Below are 15,256 nucleotides of genomic sequence, written 5' to 3' on the forward strand. Positions count from 1 at the left end.
TCATTTAACGTTTAATTTCGCTTATCGCCCGTTCAAGGGCCGCAATATCGTCATTGGCCAGCAAAGGCTGCACCTGAGCAAAATCCTCGGCCGACAGATCATAAATGCGCAAAGCGAGTAACCTGGCTACGATCTGCGGAGCAAAGCGCAGTCTTATTGGTCGCGCCGGATTGCCCCCCACCAGGGTGTAAGGCTCAACATCCTTCGTCACAACGCTACCGGCGGCGACTATCGCTCCTTCCCCAATCGTCACGCCCGGCATCAGCATCGCCCGCATGCCTATCCAGCAGCCGTCCCCCAACCGGGTATCACCCTTCGGCTGATAGGAAGCCAGAATGCTTTCCATCATCGGATACAGGCAGAACCAATCGGCACGATGGGTATGGTTGCCCCCCATCAGGATCACCGCCTCGGCGGCAATGCAGACATAATCGCCGATCAGCAATTGGTCTATCGTTCCTAGCGGCTGCCACTGTTGGCTGACCTCGTCTCCGTGCAAATAACGCACCACGGAGCGCTCAAAGCCGTCATCCAGGTAGTCGCTGTAATAGCTGTGAGTCCCTTTGACGATAATATTGGGGTTGGTCACCGTTTGGTGTAACAGTTCTGTTTTTGACCAGTGTTTTTCAGTCATGGCGCTTTCTCTATATTCATTGCAAGAGCCACAGCCAAATGTCTGTGGCAGTGTTTTTTGGTCGTAAAACACTGCCGCTTTAAGCGATTAACGCCCGTTTTAATCTTGGGTTATTGGTCATTGTTGCCTCCATATCCGGCCCTAATGTTAACAAATCACGTCGCAGCCGTCTTGCTCTTCAGCATCAGCACCCCGCCCATCACCAACGCACTGCCCAGCAGCTGTAACTGATTCATGCTTTCCCCCAGCAGGAAGTAAGCGATCGCTGCCGTGAACACCAGTTCCAGCGACAGAATCAGGTTTGCCACCGCCAGCGGCAAGGTTTTCAAACTGATGTTGTACAGGCCGAACCCCAACAGCGTTGGGCCGGCAGCCAGGGTCAGCAGCAACCACCAGCCCCCCCACTCGATACCCTGAACGCCCTGGGACAGGAACCACAATGACCCCGTCATGCCGTGGAACGCCTCCAGTGGGTAAAAGGTCAGCGCGGCATTGAACAACCATTGATAAACAGCCGAAAAGCCAAACACGTACAGGATGGTGTTCCACACCGGGTAACGCCGTTCGGTCGCGACCCGCCCGCCCAGCGTATAGAGGGTGTATCCGATGCCGGACAGCATGCCCACCACCAGCCCCAACAGGTTAAAATGGCTGTTGCCCATGCTGTCGCCGTTGCTGACCAGAAAACAGCCGCCCAGGCTGACCACAATCACCACCAACTGGCGCAGGCTAAGGCGTTCGCTGTACATCATCCAACCGAGAAACACGGTAAAACCGACCGAGCAGTAGGTCAGGATAGTCGCCACCGACGCACCGTTCAGCGCCACCGACAGCGTCCACAGACTGTTGAACACTGCCAACAGCAGACCATAGCAGGCATAAAAGAGGACCTGCGAGCGCTGTAAACGCGCCCATTCGGGTTTGAACAGCAGCAGTACCGGCAACAGCACCAGAGCAACCAGCGCCGCACGCCAAAAAGCCAGCACAAAGGTCGGCAGGTGATAATACTCCGTCAGCACGCGGATAATAATGGCGGTAAAGGCCAGCAACATGGCGCTGATGATAGCAATCACATACCCCTGACTGCTGCCCTGTAAAATGCGCGCCCCCGGGAAAACCGGCCTGGCTGAGATACCCGATGGTAATGACATGACACCCTCAAAAAACGGCGATAGTGAACTCAGGCGAGATTCTAGCGCCGCGCAATTTTACCACCAGAGCCACTTTCCCCCGATGTCATGCAGGCCACTTTTAACCGCTTGAAGCCCTGTAACTATGGGGTATAGTTAAAATCGCCATCGATAACCGAGCCAATTACGCATGCATATTCCCTTAGACCGTCAGCAGAGCATTCCTTTGTATCTGCAAATTGAGGAAGCGCTGCGGCGGGCAATCCTCAGCGGCGTATTTGTCGATGGCGATAAGTTGCCCTCCACGCGTACGCTCGCCGCCAAATTAGCGGTCAGCCGGTTGACGGTGGACAACGCCTATGCCGAACTGGCGGCCAAAGGTTTTTTGCGTCAACGGCGCGGCAGCGGTGCCTATGTTTCGCACCCACTGCCCCAGCTCGCGCTGCCACGCCCAGCAAGCGATAGCACTTTCCCAGCAGAACGTTTTACTACCCTGACCTCCCGGCTGGATGGCTACCCCGATACGCCGTTGCCGGACAACATCATCAACTTTGCCGCCGGCGTCGGCAGCCCGAAAGTCTTCCCCCAAGAGGAGTTCCGCAAGATACTGCTGTCGGTACTCAGCCGCCATGCGGAAGAAGCCTTTAGCTATGGCGAATACTGCGGCTATTATCCGCTGCGCGATACCCTGGGGCGGATCCTCACCGCTCAGGGTATTCCGACCCATGCAGAGCAACTGCTGATCACCAACGGTTCGCAACACGCCATCAGCCTGATAGTGCAAAGCCTGCTGGAGCCGGGCGACACGGTGATTGTCGAACAACCGACCTACGCCGAAGCGCTGGGGCTGCTGCGCCAGCACCGCATCAATATCGTCACCGTCGCCAGCGACCGGCACGGCATGTTGGTTGAACAGCTGCCCGCACTGATCGAAAAACACCAACCGAAGTTGATTTACACCATTCCCAATTTTCATAACCCCACCGGCCGCTGCATGAGTGAAGCGCGCCGTCGACGCCTGCTGGCACTGGCCCAGCAGGCCGGTGTAGTGATATTGGAAGACGATTTTGTCGGCGATCTGCGCTACAACGGCAAACAGCTGCCGTCGCTGCGATCGCTGGCGCAACCGGGGGCGGTGATTTACGTCAGTACCTTTTCAAAAATGCTGCTGCCCAGCATGCGCATCGGTTACCTGGTGGCGGACAGCGAACACTATCAGCGACTGGCTCGTCTGAAACACGTCGACAGTTTTACCAGCTCCAACCTGATCCAGCGGGCACTGGACGCATTCGTCACTATCGGTCGTTACGACAAGCAACTGCGGCGCGCCGGGCGGTTATATCGCCAGCACAGAGACGTGATGGTGGCAGCCTTGCAGCAGCAACTGCCGCCCGGCTGTCAGTTTGAAACGCCGGAGGGTGGACTGTTTATCTGGCTGACGCTGCCTGCCGCCGTCAGCACCGAGGCACTGATGCCGCTGGCCTGGCGACACGGCGTGACCTTTGCGCGTGGGGAGTGCTTTTATGCCGAAGAACAGCAAGGCGCACATGGCCTGCGATTGAATTTCGCCGCCAATACGCCGCCGCAGATAGAGGAAGGTATCGCCCGACTGTGCCGGGCGATTAATGAGGTCATCACTTCAGAATAGGCCGCGGTTCAGAGCCCGGCCCACCATAGCCGCAGCTTCATTCCCCAATAGCTGGTCCAGCCGGTGGTGCTTTGCACCACCTTGCCCTGGGAAATGACCACCAAGGTGGGCGTGACGCCGATCTGCCACTGCGCCGACAGCTCGCCACGGGGATCGTTAACCACCGGCAACGTCACACGCTTACCCGCCAGCCACTGTTCCACCTGACGATCGTCGCCGGAACGCAGCGCCACGGTCAATACGTTGCCGCCCTCGCCGACCAGTCTGGCGACATACGGCGTGGTAAACCGGCAAACCCCGCACCAGCTGGCCCAGAAATAAACCAGCAGCGGCTTGTCCTGGCTGAGCTGCGCCAGCGAGACGTGTTCACCGTTCAACGTCGTCAACGGTTGCGAATCGAACGCCGCCGGTGGCTGCGGTGCGCGTAACCAGTCCATCCCGAACGCAACCGCCAGCACAATCAGCAACAGGATCAGCAGTTCGCGGCCCCAACGCCGCAGCTTAGCCATTGTTAACCTTCGCAAGCTGTTGTTTCACTACCGCCTCCAGATCCTCATACGACACCGCGCCTGGCAGCATTTGATCGCCGATCAGGGTGGCCGGCGTTCCTTGTACTCCAAGCTGCTCCGCCAATGCCATATTGGTGCGCAAGGTGGTCATGCTCTGTTCGCTTGGTGCAACGGCTTTCACCCCGGTTTTCTGCTGTGCGGCAGCGATGCTGGCCGTGTCATGGAAGCCTTTTTTCGCCATCAACCGCTGATGCAGCGCCCAGAATTGGTCCGGGTGTTGCTGCCAGGTCGTCAGCGCCACGCGTGCAGAACTGACGGAGCTCTCTCCTTTGAACGGCAGCAGTTTTACCACCAGCGCCACATCAGGATACTGTTTGACGATTTTTTCCAGCATCGGGTCAAAACGCTTGCAGTACGGGCAGTTGTAATCAGTAAAGGCCACCAGGGTCAGTTTGGCGTTGGCCGCTCCCAAACGTGGGCTGGCCGGATCTTCGTATAGGGTTTTGGCGTTTTGCTTGATCGCCTGGCTGATTTGCTGACCGGCGGTCTGTTGCTGCCAGGCATCCACCGCCTGCGCCAGAATATCCGGGTTCGACACCAGCGTTTCGCGGATCAGCTCTTTAATCCGCACCTCTTGTTCCGGGGTAAAAGGAGCCGCAGCCCAGACCGGAGTAACCATCAGCATCAGTAACATCAGTAATTTTTTCATTGTGAATTTCCTTTGGCGGCGGACAGGGTTTGCAAGACGGCATCGCGGGTCAACAGCGGGGATAACACCACGCCGTCAGGGCTGCCGGGGCCATAAATCTGGTTAAAAGGCACGGCAACGCTACCGCGTTTTTGCAAGAAAGCGCTAATCTCGGCCGAAGGACGGCTCCAGTCTCCTCGCAGGGCGACGACGTCGCCGGCGTTCAGCGCTTTCTGCACGTCATCACGCAACAGCACGTTGAATTTGTTGGCTTTACAGGTTACGCACCAGTCTGCGGTGACGTCGACAAACACCCGTTTGTTCTGGGCGAGTGCCTGGGCGATCGCCTGCTCACTTAGCGGTTGCCAGGTGACATTGTCGTGCAGCGGCTGACGCCACAGCCCGGCGGTCAGCGAACCGGCCAGTAACACCACACCGACCAGCACCAGCGTGCCGGCCGCCAGCTTGGCCGCCAGACGAACCCCATGTTGCCAGCCTACCGCCAACAACAAGGCCAACAGTGCGATACCGCCCAATGCCAGCGTCGGCAAGGTGCCAATATGATTGACCATCAGGCTCAGCAGCCACAGTGAAGAAGCCAGCATCAGCAGCCCCATGGCCCACCGTAAAGTGTTCATCCAACGCCCCGGACGCGGCAGGCGCAGCGCTAAAGCAGGCCATGCGGCAATCAGCAGCCAAGGCAGGCTCATGCCGATACCCAAGGCGACAAACATGCCCCACAGCACCGGCAGCGGCGCAGCCAGTGCAAAGGCCACGGCAGTGCCCAGGAAGGGAGCCGAACAGGGCGTCGCCAGCAAGGTGGCAAATGCGCCCTGCCAGAAATGCCCGCTCAGGCCACGGCCGTTATGGGTCGCCAATTTGGTATTAAGGGAGGAGGACAGCTGCAAATGGAACAGGCCAAACAGGTTGGCGCTGAACAGGAACGTCACCAGCACCATAAAGCCGATAAACCACGGGTTTTGGAACTGAATGCCCCAGCCCAGCGCCTGATTGCTCAAGCGCAGCAGCGTCATCAGCAACGCCAGCGCCATAAAGGACGCCACAATGCCAAACGAGGACGCAAGGAACTGCAGCCGAATGCTGTGTCGGTCGCGCTGCTCCACCTGCAAAATCGATCCCAGTTTGATGCCCAGAACCGGCAGCACACAGGGCATCAGGTTGAGGATCAGGCCCCCCGCCAACGCCATTAGCACCGCTTGCCACAGCGAGAAACTGGCGGCGCTCGGCAGCGTCAACGGCCCGCCAATCGGCAGCGTCACCTGCTGTGCCATGCCGCCGTCGCCGATTACCAACGTCAGGGTTTTACCGCGCAGATCCGGGGCGCTGTCACCCCAGCCATCGCTGACCGGTACCCGCGCCGTCATCAGTGAACCTTCGCTACTGACCTGTGGCTTGCCGAGGTCTGCGTCCTCCAAGGTGTCGAAGAACAGCTCCGGCTGTTGCCAACCGGCGGCTCGCTCGGCGCTGATCTGTAATTCGCCATTGAGATAACCGGCCTTGATGCTCTCCACCAGGCCCTCGGCGATCGGCACCTGGCCCATCGCCTGGGCAAAGTCATGGTCAAACTGTGCGTCAGACGGCGCGGCAAGATCCAGACTGAACGGATAGTCGGTCAAAATACAGACGTTGCTGCAGGTGGACAGCGTCAGCGTCCCCGCCAACTGGCGCGGTGCCGTTCCTTTCATCACCATCGGCAGCTCTACCCGATCGTGGTAGCCCTGCGTGGAAATGCCGGCCACCTCAAAACGCTGCGGCGTAGGCCAATACCAGGTCACCGGAGGCGGATTGCTTTGCCAGGTTATTGCCGGCGCAATGCCGCCTTCCCCCGGCGAACGCCAGTAGGTTTTCCAGCCTTTTTGCAGCTCAATAGCCAACAGCAGCCGGGTTTCTCCTGGCTGCGAGGTGTCAGCGCGGAGTCGCACCTTGGCATGATCGTTGGTCGGGCTTTGCAACCAGCCGCTGTCCGCCGCCTGCAAAGCGGGCAGCCACAGCATTAACAGGCAGACAAACGTCGACCTGATGATATTCAACATATTTTTTCTCCATAAATAAGACAATCACCAAAACAAACGGGCGATTAACTCATTCACGGAAGACGCATAATCGGAGATGCACCCTGAGGGTGGGAGGGGAAATCACTCTGGGAGGAGGAATGCGCAAGCGCGCAGCCACGGTAGGCGCCAACAGCGCCAGCAGCAGGCCAAGCCCGAGCAGCACGGTTTCAAACATCACCGGCGGTGAGGCCAATAAGGATTTAGCGCTCAGTTCACAGGGGGTAGGTTGCAGTTCGGCGGCATCGTCGCCGGCGGATGGCGCAGCGCTGGCAGCAGGAATCCCCATCGCTTGCTGCAACGCATGCAGGCTCGCCATGCGCTGAGTCATGCAGGTCAGCACCACCAGGCAAGCCAGGCATAAAAACCATTTCGCAATCCGCTGCTGTTTAACCATGCCGCCCTCAATTCCAAGTCTGCGCTTATCTTAGCGGCGCAGGCGCGTTTAGCAATGTTTTGCCTGTAAAGAAATGTCTTACGACGGTATTGATGACGGGCATTTACGGGTATCATAGGCGCACACCTGCGCTTTTCGCCGGGTACGACGATTATTCTTTCCCCAAAGTCATGAGTGTTGCGGCAAGGCGGCAAGCAAGCGAGTCTCGATGAGCTTACTCAGGTAAGTGTTTCGAGTGAGATTGCGCAGACCACACCGCGGCAACGCCAGCTAAACTGGGGGATACACAGCGAAGGACAGGTGATATGCAACCTTTGAGTGGACCGGGCACCCCGATCGCCAGCGATCGTCCTTCAACCCCGGGCAAAACCACCCCCACAGACGATAGCCCGCTCTCCCCGGCGCAGCGTACGACGCTGGAGAAGCTGGTGGTCAAAATCATGGCGCTAAGCCCGGCCAAATCCGCAGAGATTTGGGTCACGCTGCGTCACGATCTGCAGACAGACAACAGCAGTGAATTGCTGGCGCGTCATTTTCAGCCGGCCGAGCAACTGCTGCAAAACCGTCTGACGCAGGTACAGCAAAACCATGCCAGTCGCCAACTGATGCAGCAACTTACCGAACTGTTGCCGCAGGGCAATAACCGCCAGGCGGTGAGTGATTTCATTCGCCAGCAGTTTGGCCACACGGTACTGAGCCAGTTGAGCCACTCGCAGTTGCAGCAGGTACTGAACCTGTTACAGACCGGCAGCCTGACGATCCCTCACCCGCAGCAAACTGCCACCAGCGATCGCCCGCTGCTGCCTGCCGAGCATCAAAGCCTGCAGCAGCAGGTCACCAAGCTCAGTGCCGCCACCGGCGAGTCGCCAGCCAAGATCTGGCAAACGCTGTTTGATCTGACCGGGGTTAAAACCAACGATCCGCTGCCGGCGCGCCACTTCCAACTGCTGAACCAGTTTTTGCAGGTGAAGGTCGCGCTGAGTCCACAAACCGCGCCGACGCTGAACAACCTGCTCGCCGTGCTCAAACAGCCGGCGGATGCGCAGGAGCAGCAGCAGTTGAATGACTACTGCCAGTCCCGCTTCAACTGCAATGCCAGCGCCCCCTTGACCCACCCGCAGATGAGCGACGTCATCAACCAGCTATTTGCACGTCGTCTGGAAAAAGCCGGTCATGCTCAGCCGATCATCGGCAACGCTACCGAGCCGCAACCGCTGCTCAATCCGCTGATTGCCGCCCTGCCCCAGCCGCTGCAAAAAGCGCTGAGCAAACCGGCGGTGACGCTTATCCTGTTCATTTTGGTGCTAGCTCTGGTATTGGCGCTGGTGTTTTAACGCTTTCCCTCCCCAAACGATTTCTGGCCTGTGGATGCCCTGTCCAGGGCCAGACTCGAATGCTGATGTTAACTTCGCGGTAACTCCGGCCAACGTCAGGCGCAGCCACAGTCCTCTCCACTGGCACTTCCCACCAGCGAGCCCGGCTGTTCACCGGTGGCCAGGGGATGACCATCACGTATCCAGAAGTCCAAGCCACCAATCAGCTCTTTCACCCGCAGCCCCTGTTGAGCCAGTTTGTAAGCCCCTTTGGTCGAACCGTTGCAGCCGATGCCATCGCAATAAGTGACGTAGACCTTGTCGCGATCCAGATGCGCCGTGCCCGCCTCGTTCATCAACCGGTGCGGCAAACTGATAGCGCCGGGAATATGCCCGGCCGCATAGAGTGCCTCTGCACGGGTATCGATCACCAGGATCTCACTGACCCCGTTGCGCAGATCCTCCGCCACGTCCCACGCATCCGCGTAATAACTCAGCTTTGCGGCCAGATAATCCAGGCTCTGCGCCGCGCTGCCCGGTGGAAAAGCCAAAACCAATGAAGATACCGCCATGGAATTCACTCCTGTAGAGAAAGACTGATGACAATATTGCCTGATTTTGGTCTTATGCTTGATACCCATTTTCGCCCATGGATAAGTCCCATTATGGCTAACGCATTGCCCACTCTGTTTCATCAACCGGAACACGCCGGTGGCACCTTGCGTGAACGCGTCTGCAGCACGCTGCGCCGGGCTATTCATAATGGGGCTCTTGGCCCTGGGCAACGCTTGCCCTCATCGCGGGTCCTGGCTGAAGATTTGGGCGTCTCGCGCGTAACCACCGAAGCAGCCTATGCCCAGTTGGAAGCCGAAGGCTATCTGCAGCGCCGCGTTGGTCAAGGCACCTTCGTAGCGATCAACATCGTCAAGTCACCACCCGCCGCCAAAGTCAGCGGCGAACCTCGCCTTTCGCTGCGCGGCACGCAGATCGCGCAAACCGGTGGCTGCCACGATCCACTGCAGCCTCTGCCCTTCGCTGCCGGATCGCCGGATTTACGTGCTTTCCCGCTAAAACTGTGGAAACAGCTCACCGCTCAACAACTGCGTCTGCGTGGGGAAGCTCTGATGCGCTATGGCGATCCTCAGGGCTACTTTCCGCTACGCGAAGCCATTGCCGGCTATGTCAGCCAGACGCGCGGGGTTAACTGCGATGCGCAGCAGGTCGTGGTGCTGACCAGTTCGCAGCAGGCCCTGCAGCTGATTGCCACCCTGCTGTTGGATAGCGGTGACAAAGTGTGGATGGAAGACCCCGGTTATCGCGGTGCCAGAAACGCCTTTAGCAGCGTCGGAGCCGAACTTGTCCCGGTCAAGGTGGACGACGCCGGACTGATGCCCGATGAACACCTGCCTGCACCTCGACTGATTTACCTGACGCCCTCGCATCAATACCCCACCGGCGTAGCACTCAGCCTGCCACGCAGGCTCGAGCTGCTGGCGCTGGCACAACGGCAGCGGGCCTGGATTATTGAAGATGATTACGACAGCGAGTTTCACTATGACGGCCAGCCGATGCCGGCGATGCAGGGGTTGGATCGGCACGGCAACGTGCTTTATCTGGGCACCTTTTCCAAGGCGCTGTTTCCTTCCCTACGGCTGGCTTATTTGGTGTTGCCACCGGCGTTAGTGGAGCCTTTTACCACCGCACGCACAGTATACGACGGCCACAGCGCCCAATTGATGCAGGCGGTGACCGCCGAATTTATCCAGCAGGGGCACTTTGCCGCCCATATCCGCTATATGCGCCAGCTGTACCGCAGCCGACGTGACCTGTTACTGGCGGAGGTGCAGGAAAAGCTTGGGCATTTCGCCACCCCGCAACCGGCAGGGGGCGGCTTGCAGCTCAGCGTTTGGCTGCCGCCCGGGCAGGAGAGCGCCCTGACTCAGCAGGCGCAGCGCCTGGGCGTAGTCACGCCCGGATTGACGGCACAGTACCAAACCCCGAGCCTGCGGCGCGACGGCTGGCTGCTGGGCTTTTCCGCCCTGACACCGGGCGAGATCCGCGCCGCCGTCGAGCGGTTGACGCGGATCTCGCCTGCTTGACCTTGCGGGACGCTTGGCGGCCCCGAGTCAGGTTATTGCTCGGTCAACCGCAGCTCGGCCACCAACGGCAGGTGATCGCTGACTGCCGGCCAGTGAATGCCGTTCCAGTCGCCGCTGGCGTTCGGCACCGTCAGGCTGTCCAGATGCCAGCGCTGGGCATTGCCGCTAAAGATATAATCGACCTTGATTTCGGCGTTTTCCGCCGGCCAGCTGCGGCCATCCTGCTGCTTGGGCATGATGTCGTTCCAATAGCGGCTCAGCTCAGTCCAGGTGACGCTGCCCGGCACGTCGTTCATGTCGCCGAACAACAGCTTGATACCGCGCATTTCAATCGTGCGGTCATTCAGTTCGCGCACCTGATCCAGCCGCATCGCCGGATCTTCCTTGGTGTCCAGATGGGTATTGATCAGGGTAATCGGCGCCGGGAACTCGGGCACGTCGGTCTGGGCGCTGAATGCAATTCGCTGTTCGCGCTGACCGGACGGCAACGGGTAAATTTTGCTGTCATGCAGCGGGTATTTCGATAAGAACGCCAGCCCATATTCGCCGCCGTCAAAATCAATCGCTCGGCCGAACGCGACGTGCATACCGGTCAGTTTGGCCAGTTCCTCCGCCTGATCGAGCTTGCCGCTGCGGCCGGTCAGTTTATCCACCTCCTGCAGCGCCACCACATCGACATTCATCGCCTTGATCGCTTTGGCGATTGCGGTCATGTCGCTGACCTTGCCGGCGGCGATATTGAAGCTGGCTACGCGGATCTTCGGTGCCTGCTCCAGGCTATAGGTTTTGTTTTTCAGGCCGCCGAGCGCACTGGCCACTTCACGGCTATTGGCGTTGCTGTTGGCATGGCCACCATCGGTGGATGACCAGGCCGTATGCGATATTCCCAGGGATAACAAAGTGATAAGTAAAGCATGACGTGAGCGCATGTATTCTCCTTTAACGATCCTATTATTTGGGGGCACCCGTTCCCCCACAGCTAACAACGATTTTGCCGCAGTTACCCGAGACTATTTCCTAGTTGTGCCGCTATTTTTTTATTCTGCGCGGCATCTCGCATTCCGGCAGCGAAAGCATTGCACCATTGGACAACCGGCTGATTTAGCTTTAAAACCGTTAGACCGCTTATCGAGAGGAACCCGCATGACCAGCGCCATTGCCGAACAGCTCACCGAACGTTTCTTCCGCTATCTGGCGGTGACCAGCCAGAGCGACGCCGCCGCAACCACCTTGCCCAGCACGCCGGGCCAACATGATATGGCCAAGCTGCTGGCGGCCGAACTGCGCCAGCTAGGCATGCAAGACGTGCAAATCGACGATCACGCTACCGTGACCGCCCGCAAACCCGGCAATCAGCCAGGCGCTCCGCGTATCGGCTTTATCACCCATATCGATACCGTTGACGTTGGCCTGTCGGCCCATATTCACCCGCAGCGCCTGCGCTTTACCGGCCAGGATCTGTGCCTGAATGCCGAACACGATATCTGGCTACGCACCGCCGAACATCCGGAGATCCTGGCCTATCCGAATGAAGAAATTATTTTCAGCGACGGCACCAGCGTGCTCGGCGCCGATAACAAAGCGGCGGTCACGGTGGTCATGACCCTGCTGGCCAACCTGAGCGCCTCCGATCGCCACGGCGACATTGTGGTGGCCTTTGTCCCGGATGAGGAAATTGGCCTGCGCGGCGCCAAAGCGCTGGATCTGGCGCGTTTCGAGGTGGATTTTGCCTATACCATCGACTGCTGCGAGTTGGGGGAAGTGGTGTATGAGAACTTCAATGCCGCAGGTGCGGAGATCCGTATCGAAGGGGTCACCGCGCACCCCATGTCGGCGAAGAACGTGCTGATCAACCCGATTCGCATCGCCAACGACATCATCAACCAATTCGACATCAAGGACACGCCGGAACATACCGAGGGGCGCGAAGGCTACTTCTGGTTCAACGATCTGACCGCCAATGCCAACCTCGCTACGTTGAAAGTGTCGATCCGCGATTTTAACCTGGCCGGGTTTAATGCGCGTAAAGAGCGCATCCAGGAAGTGGTGCGACAGGTGGCGGCAAACTACCCGCGCGCCAAGGTCAGCTGCAAGGTGACGGATATCTACAGCAATATCAGCAACTCTATCGGGGAAGACCAGCGAGCCATTGAGCTGATTTTCGGTGCCCTGGCCGCCCACGGCATTCCCCCCAAGGTGATCCCGATGCGCGGCGGCACCGACGGCGCCGCACTCTCCAGCCGTGGGCTGCTGACGCCGAACTACTTCACCGGCGCGCACAATTTCCATTCGCGCTTTGAGTTTCTGCCGATCAGCGCCTTTGTAAAATCCTATCAGGTGACTCGCAGCATCTGCTTGCTGGCGGCACGCGGTTAGACGCCATGGTGTAAAAGCGCGGTATGGCAGGAAAATACCGCGCTTAAGCCAACAGCCAGCCAAGCAAGCCGGCCCAGACCAGTAACGGCAACGAAAAGTAATGAAATTTCAGCCAAATTTTGCGCTCGTCCGCCATACGCAGCGCAATCAGGTTCGCCAGCGAACCGATCGCCAGCCCAAAGCCACCGGCGTTGACCGCATAGGCCAGCAGTTGGCTGGAAGGCACGTAGTTGAGCATTAAAATGGTCGCCGGCACGTTGCTGATCACCTGCGACAGGCCAATCCCCAAAGCGTAAATGCCCCCGTTACCCAGCGTAGCGATATCGGCAAACCAAGGCTGGATAGCCTGCAAGCGGGTAAACAGCCCCACATCGATGAACATGGCGATAAAGACAAAAATCAGGCTCCAGTCGATCTGCAGCAATACCCGACGCGCCAGCAGCAAAAAACCGACGAACACCGCCAACAGGCCATACAGCGGCAGATCAAGATCCAGACACAGCAGAAAAATCACGTACAGCGCCACACAGCTCAGCAACAGGCGTAGCTGATACGGATAACCTTCGGTGCGCGGCGCTTTAACGATATCCCGCGCGGGGAAGCAGAACCCGGTCAGCAGCAGCAAACTGACCAGCATCACTACGCCAAACGGTGCCATTTGACCAATGAACCCCAGGAAAGAGAGTGAAGACTTGCTCCACAGCAGAATGTTTTGCGGGTTGCCAATCGGCGTCAGCAATGAACCGGCATTGACCGCCAGCGCCTGGAAGATAATCAACCGGCCAATCGGTAACGACGACAGTTTTTTCAGCGTGATGGTCAGCGGAATGACGATAAACAACGCCACGTCGTTGGTCAGGAACGACGACAGCAACGCGGCGGAAAACACCAGAAACAGCGCCAATCGCCGCTCGCTGTGCAGCGTATTGATGATTTTGCGGCCAACAAAATCGAAATAACCGCTGACCTCGACGCCCTTGGTGAGTAACATCAATCCAAGCAGCGTAATGATGGTGCGCCAGTCGATAAAACTGTTTAACGCAGGCAGCTGTTGCGGGTTAAAGGCCGCCATCAGTACGCCGACTAACAGCAAAATATGCAAAAAACGATCTTTCAGGAACGGCTGAATCAGCCGGGAAACGGCGTTTGAACTCATGTTGAGCGCTTCAAAAAAACAACCAAGGATCAGGAACCAGACGTTAGCCCAAGCACGGCGGCAACGCCAGCAAAATGCTCTTTTACCGTTAACTGCTTTTCATTTGCCTCGCTTTACTTTATTTGTAGCGCCTTTCACTGTTTCAAAGGATGTTTTCATGGCTAACGTTTTTGCCAAAGGGCTGTTGCTGAGTGTGACCATCGGCTTACTGGCTGCCTGTAATGACCCGGATACCCGCCCACAGATCGACATTGAAGGCAAAACCATGGGCACCTTCTACAGCGTCAAGGTCAGCGGTGACGTGGCGGTCAATAAACAGCAGTTGCAACAGCAGATTGACGCCGTGCTGGAACGCGCCAATGACGATATCTCCACCTATCGCAATGATTCTGTGCTTTCGCGTTTTAATCAAACCCAGAGTACCGAGCCACAGCCGATCCCGCGCGGAATGGCGGATATTATCCTGATGGCTCAGCGCATTGGCCGCGACACTCAGGGCGCGATGAATATTACCGTGGGTCCGCTGGTGAATTTATGGGGCTTTGGCCCAGACAAGCGTGTGGTCAAGGTACCGAGCCAACAGCAAATAGAGGCGGCACAAAAAAATATTGGCCTGCAGCACCTCAAGCTACTCAGCGACAGCCGTGGCGAATGGCTGCAAAAGGACTTACCCGGGATGTATGTTGATCTCTCGACGTTGGGCGAAGGCTATGGTGTCGATCAGTTGGTGCAACTGATGGCCCGTAATGGTATCACCCATTATCTGGTGTCGGTCGGTGGTGCAGTTTCCTCGCGCGGCGTTAACGGGCAGGGCAAACCCTGGCGCGTGGCGATCCAAAAACCGACCGACCGCGAAAATGCGGTTCAGGCACTGGTTGATTTGCAGGGTTACGGCATCAGCACCGCCGGCAGCTACCGCAACTATTTTGAACAGGACGGGCAGCGCTATTCGCACGTGATCGATCCCACAACCGGCAAGCCGATTACTCATCGCCTGGTCTCCGCTACGGTGATAGCGCCCACCGCGCTGGAAGCCGACGGTTGGGATACCGGGTTGATGGTGTTGGGGACGGAAAAAGCGCTCAAACTGGCGGAAGAAAAAGGCTTGGCGGTTTACCTGATCAGCAAAACCGATGATGGGTTCAGCGCCGTAATGACGCCGCAGTTCAAGGCGTTTCTGGTGAAATAGTTTCTGTGCGGTAAAGACGGGGCGCAGTGCACTGCGCCCCGCTTG

At 58.1% G+C, this 15,256-nt stretch carries 14 protein-coding genes; 5 read left to right on the forward strand and 9 right to left on the reverse strand.

The features are described 5' to 3' along the window. Positions 1–4 precede the first annotated feature (4 nt). Entirely contained in the window at positions 5–634 is a 630-nt protein-coding gene (locus AAZT04_RS13400) for a CatB-related O-acetyltransferase (RefSeq protein ID WP_128864618.1), read from the reverse strand. Positions 635–789: 155 nt separating this feature from the next. After that, on the reverse strand, positions 790–1,785 hold the full coding sequence (locus AAZT04_RS13405) for a DMT family transporter (RefSeq protein ID WP_041414788.1): 996 nt from the start codon (positions 1,783–1,785) through the stop codon (positions 790–792). A 169-nt stretch (positions 1,786–1,954) separates the two neighbouring features. Between AAZT04_RS13405 and AAZT04_RS13410 the strand changes: the two genes are divergently transcribed. Continuing rightward, on the forward strand, positions 1,955–3,412 hold the full coding sequence (locus tag AAZT04_RS13410; protein ID WP_129983427.1) for a PLP-dependent aminotransferase family protein: 1,458 nt from the start codon (positions 1,955–1,957) through the stop codon (positions 3,410–3,412). Positions 3,413–3,420: 8 nt separating this feature from the next. Here AAZT04_RS13410 and AAZT04_RS13415 read toward each other — a convergent pair whose 3' ends face one another. From AAZT04_RS13415 to AAZT04_RS13430, 4 genes are read right to left on the reverse strand one after another with little or no spacing between them, the layout of a single operon-like run. Then, entirely contained in the window at positions 3,421–3,921 is a 501-nt protein-coding gene (locus AAZT04_RS13415) for a protein disulfide oxidoreductase (protein ID WP_128864619.1), read from the reverse strand. Then, on the reverse strand, positions 3,914–4,630 hold the full coding sequence (locus AAZT04_RS13420) for a DsbA family protein (protein ID WP_116690054.1): 717 nt from the start codon (positions 4,628–4,630) through the stop codon (positions 3,914–3,916). The genes AAZT04_RS13415 and AAZT04_RS13420 overlap by 8 nt, the downstream gene beginning before the upstream one ends. Further along, positions 4,627–6,663, reverse strand: a complete 2,037-nt coding sequence (locus AAZT04_RS13425; RefSeq protein ID WP_129983428.1) for a protein-disulfide reductase DsbD family protein — start codon at positions 6,661–6,663, stop codon at positions 4,627–4,629. The genes AAZT04_RS13420 and AAZT04_RS13425 overlap by 4 nt, the downstream gene beginning before the upstream one ends. Before the next feature lie 49 nt (positions 6,664–6,712). After that, entirely contained in the window at positions 6,713–7,078 is a 366-nt protein-coding gene (locus tag AAZT04_RS13430; protein ID WP_046373035.1) for a hypothetical protein, read from the reverse strand. A gap of 305 nt (positions 7,079–7,383) precedes the next feature. Here AAZT04_RS13430 and flk point away from each other — a divergent pair, with 305 nt between their 5' ends. Beyond that, complete coding sequence (flk, locus tag AAZT04_RS13435) at positions 7,384–8,412, forward strand: flagella biosynthesis regulator Flk (RefSeq protein ID WP_046373034.1); 1,029 nt, start codon at positions 7,384–7,386, stop codon at positions 8,410–8,412. Between the two features lie 95 nt (positions 8,413–8,507). Here the strand turns inward: flk and AAZT04_RS13440 are convergent, their stop codons facing one another. Further along, positions 8,508–8,963, reverse strand: coding sequence for a rhodanese-like domain-containing protein (locus AAZT04_RS13440; RefSeq protein ID WP_020827892.1), 456 nt, complete (start codon positions 8,961–8,963; stop codon positions 8,508–8,510). A gap of 93 nt (positions 8,964–9,056) precedes the next feature. On the opposite strand from AAZT04_RS13440, the gene AAZT04_RS13445 reads away from it, so the two are divergent. Further along, complete coding sequence (locus tag AAZT04_RS13445) at positions 9,057–10,490, forward strand: PLP-dependent aminotransferase family protein (protein WP_401526899.1); 1,434 nt, start codon at positions 9,057–9,059, stop codon at positions 10,488–10,490. Between the two features lie 32 nt (positions 10,491–10,522). Here AAZT04_RS13445 and AAZT04_RS13450 read toward each other — a convergent pair whose 3' ends face one another. Beyond that, the gene (locus tag AAZT04_RS13450) at positions 10,523–11,419 is read right to left on the reverse strand and encodes an endonuclease/exonuclease/phosphatase family protein (RefSeq protein WP_020827894.1); all 897 of its coding nucleotides are present in this window, start codon (positions 11,417–11,419) and stop codon (positions 10,523–10,525) included. Between the two features lie 214 nt (positions 11,420–11,633). Here AAZT04_RS13450 and pepT point away from each other — a divergent pair, with 214 nt between their 5' ends. Next, positions 11,634–12,866 (forward strand): peptidase T, encoded by a 1,233-nt coding sequence (gene pepT / locus AAZT04_RS13455; protein WP_434680489.1) that lies wholly within the window; start codon positions 11,634–11,636, stop codon positions 12,864–12,866. Between the two features lie 43 nt (positions 12,867–12,909). Here the strand turns inward: pepT and AAZT04_RS13460 are convergent, their stop codons facing one another. Next, positions 12,910–14,022 carry an SLC13 family permease gene (locus AAZT04_RS13460; RefSeq protein WP_434680492.1) on the reverse strand — a complete coding sequence of 371 codons (1,113 nt, stop codon included), beginning with the start codon at positions 14,020–14,022 and terminating at the stop codon, positions 12,910–12,912. A 157-nt stretch (positions 14,023–14,179) separates the two neighbouring features. Here AAZT04_RS13460 and apbE point away from each other — a divergent pair, with 157 nt between their 5' ends. Continuing rightward, the gene (gene apbE, locus AAZT04_RS13465; RefSeq protein ID WP_020827897.1) at positions 14,180–15,211 is read left to right on the forward strand and encodes an FAD:protein FMN transferase ApbE; all 1,032 of its coding nucleotides are present in this window, start codon (positions 14,180–14,182) and stop codon (positions 15,209–15,211) included. Positions 15,212–15,256: the final 45 nt, after the last annotated feature.

The sequence above is a fragment of the Serratia sp. Je.1.23.a genome (assembly GCF_051129805.1).
Taxonomy (GTDB): Bacteria; Pseudomonadota; Gammaproteobacteria; order Enterobacterales; family Enterobacteriaceae; genus Serratia; species Serratia liquefaciens.

What these genes read in the sequence shown, in the direction of transcription:
- AAZT04_RS13400 (WP_128864618.1), bottom strand. Translation starts at nt 634, where the DNA reads ATGACTGAAAAACACTGGTCAAAAACAGAACTGTTACACCAAACGGTG.
- AAZT04_RS13405 (WP_041414788.1), bottom strand. Translation starts at nt 1,785, where the DNA reads ATGTCATTACCATCGGGTATCTCAGCCAGGCCGGTTTTCCCGGGGGCG.
- AAZT04_RS13410 (WP_129983427.1), top strand. Translation starts at nt 1,955, where the DNA reads ATGCATATTCCCTTAGACCGTCAGCAGAGCATTCCTTTGTATCTGCAA.
- AAZT04_RS13415 (WP_128864619.1), bottom strand. Translation starts at nt 3,921, where the DNA reads ATGGCTAAGCTGCGGCGTTGGGGCCGCGAACTGCTGATCCTGTTGCTG.
- AAZT04_RS13420 (WP_116690054.1), bottom strand. Translation starts at nt 4,630, where the DNA reads ATGAAAAAATTACTGATGTTACTGATGCTGATGGTTACTCCGGTCTGG.
- AAZT04_RS13425 (WP_129983428.1), bottom strand. Translation starts at nt 6,663, where the DNA reads ATGTTGAATATCATCAGGTCGACGTTTGTCTGCCTGTTAATGCTGTGG.
- AAZT04_RS13430 (WP_046373035.1), bottom strand. Translation starts at nt 7,078, where the DNA reads ATGGTTAAACAGCAGCGGATTGCGAAATGGTTTTTATGCCTGGCTTGC.
- flk (WP_046373034.1), top strand. Translation starts at nt 7,384, where the DNA reads ATGCAACCTTTGAGTGGACCGGGCACCCCGATCGCCAGCGATCGTCCT.
- AAZT04_RS13440 (WP_020827892.1), bottom strand. Translation starts at nt 8,963, where the DNA reads ATGGCGGTATCTTCATTGGTTTTGGCTTTTCCACCGGGCAGCGCGGCG.
- AAZT04_RS13445 (WP_401526899.1), top strand. Translation starts at nt 9,057, where the DNA reads ATGGCTAACGCATTGCCCACTCTGTTTCATCAACCGGAACACGCCGGT.
- AAZT04_RS13450 (WP_020827894.1), bottom strand. Translation starts at nt 11,419, where the DNA reads ATGCGCTCACGTCATGCTTTACTTATCACTTTGTTATCCCTGGGAATA.
- pepT (WP_434680489.1), top strand. Translation starts at nt 11,634, where the DNA reads ATGACCAGCGCCATTGCCGAACAGCTCACCGAACGTTTCTTCCGCTAT.
- AAZT04_RS13460 (WP_434680492.1), bottom strand. Translation starts at nt 14,022, where the DNA reads ATGAGTTCAAACGCCGTTTCCCGGCTGATTCAGCCGTTCCTGAAAGAT.
- apbE (WP_020827897.1), top strand. Translation starts at nt 14,180, where the DNA reads ATGGCTAACGTTTTTGCCAAAGGGCTGTTGCTGAGTGTGACCATCGGC.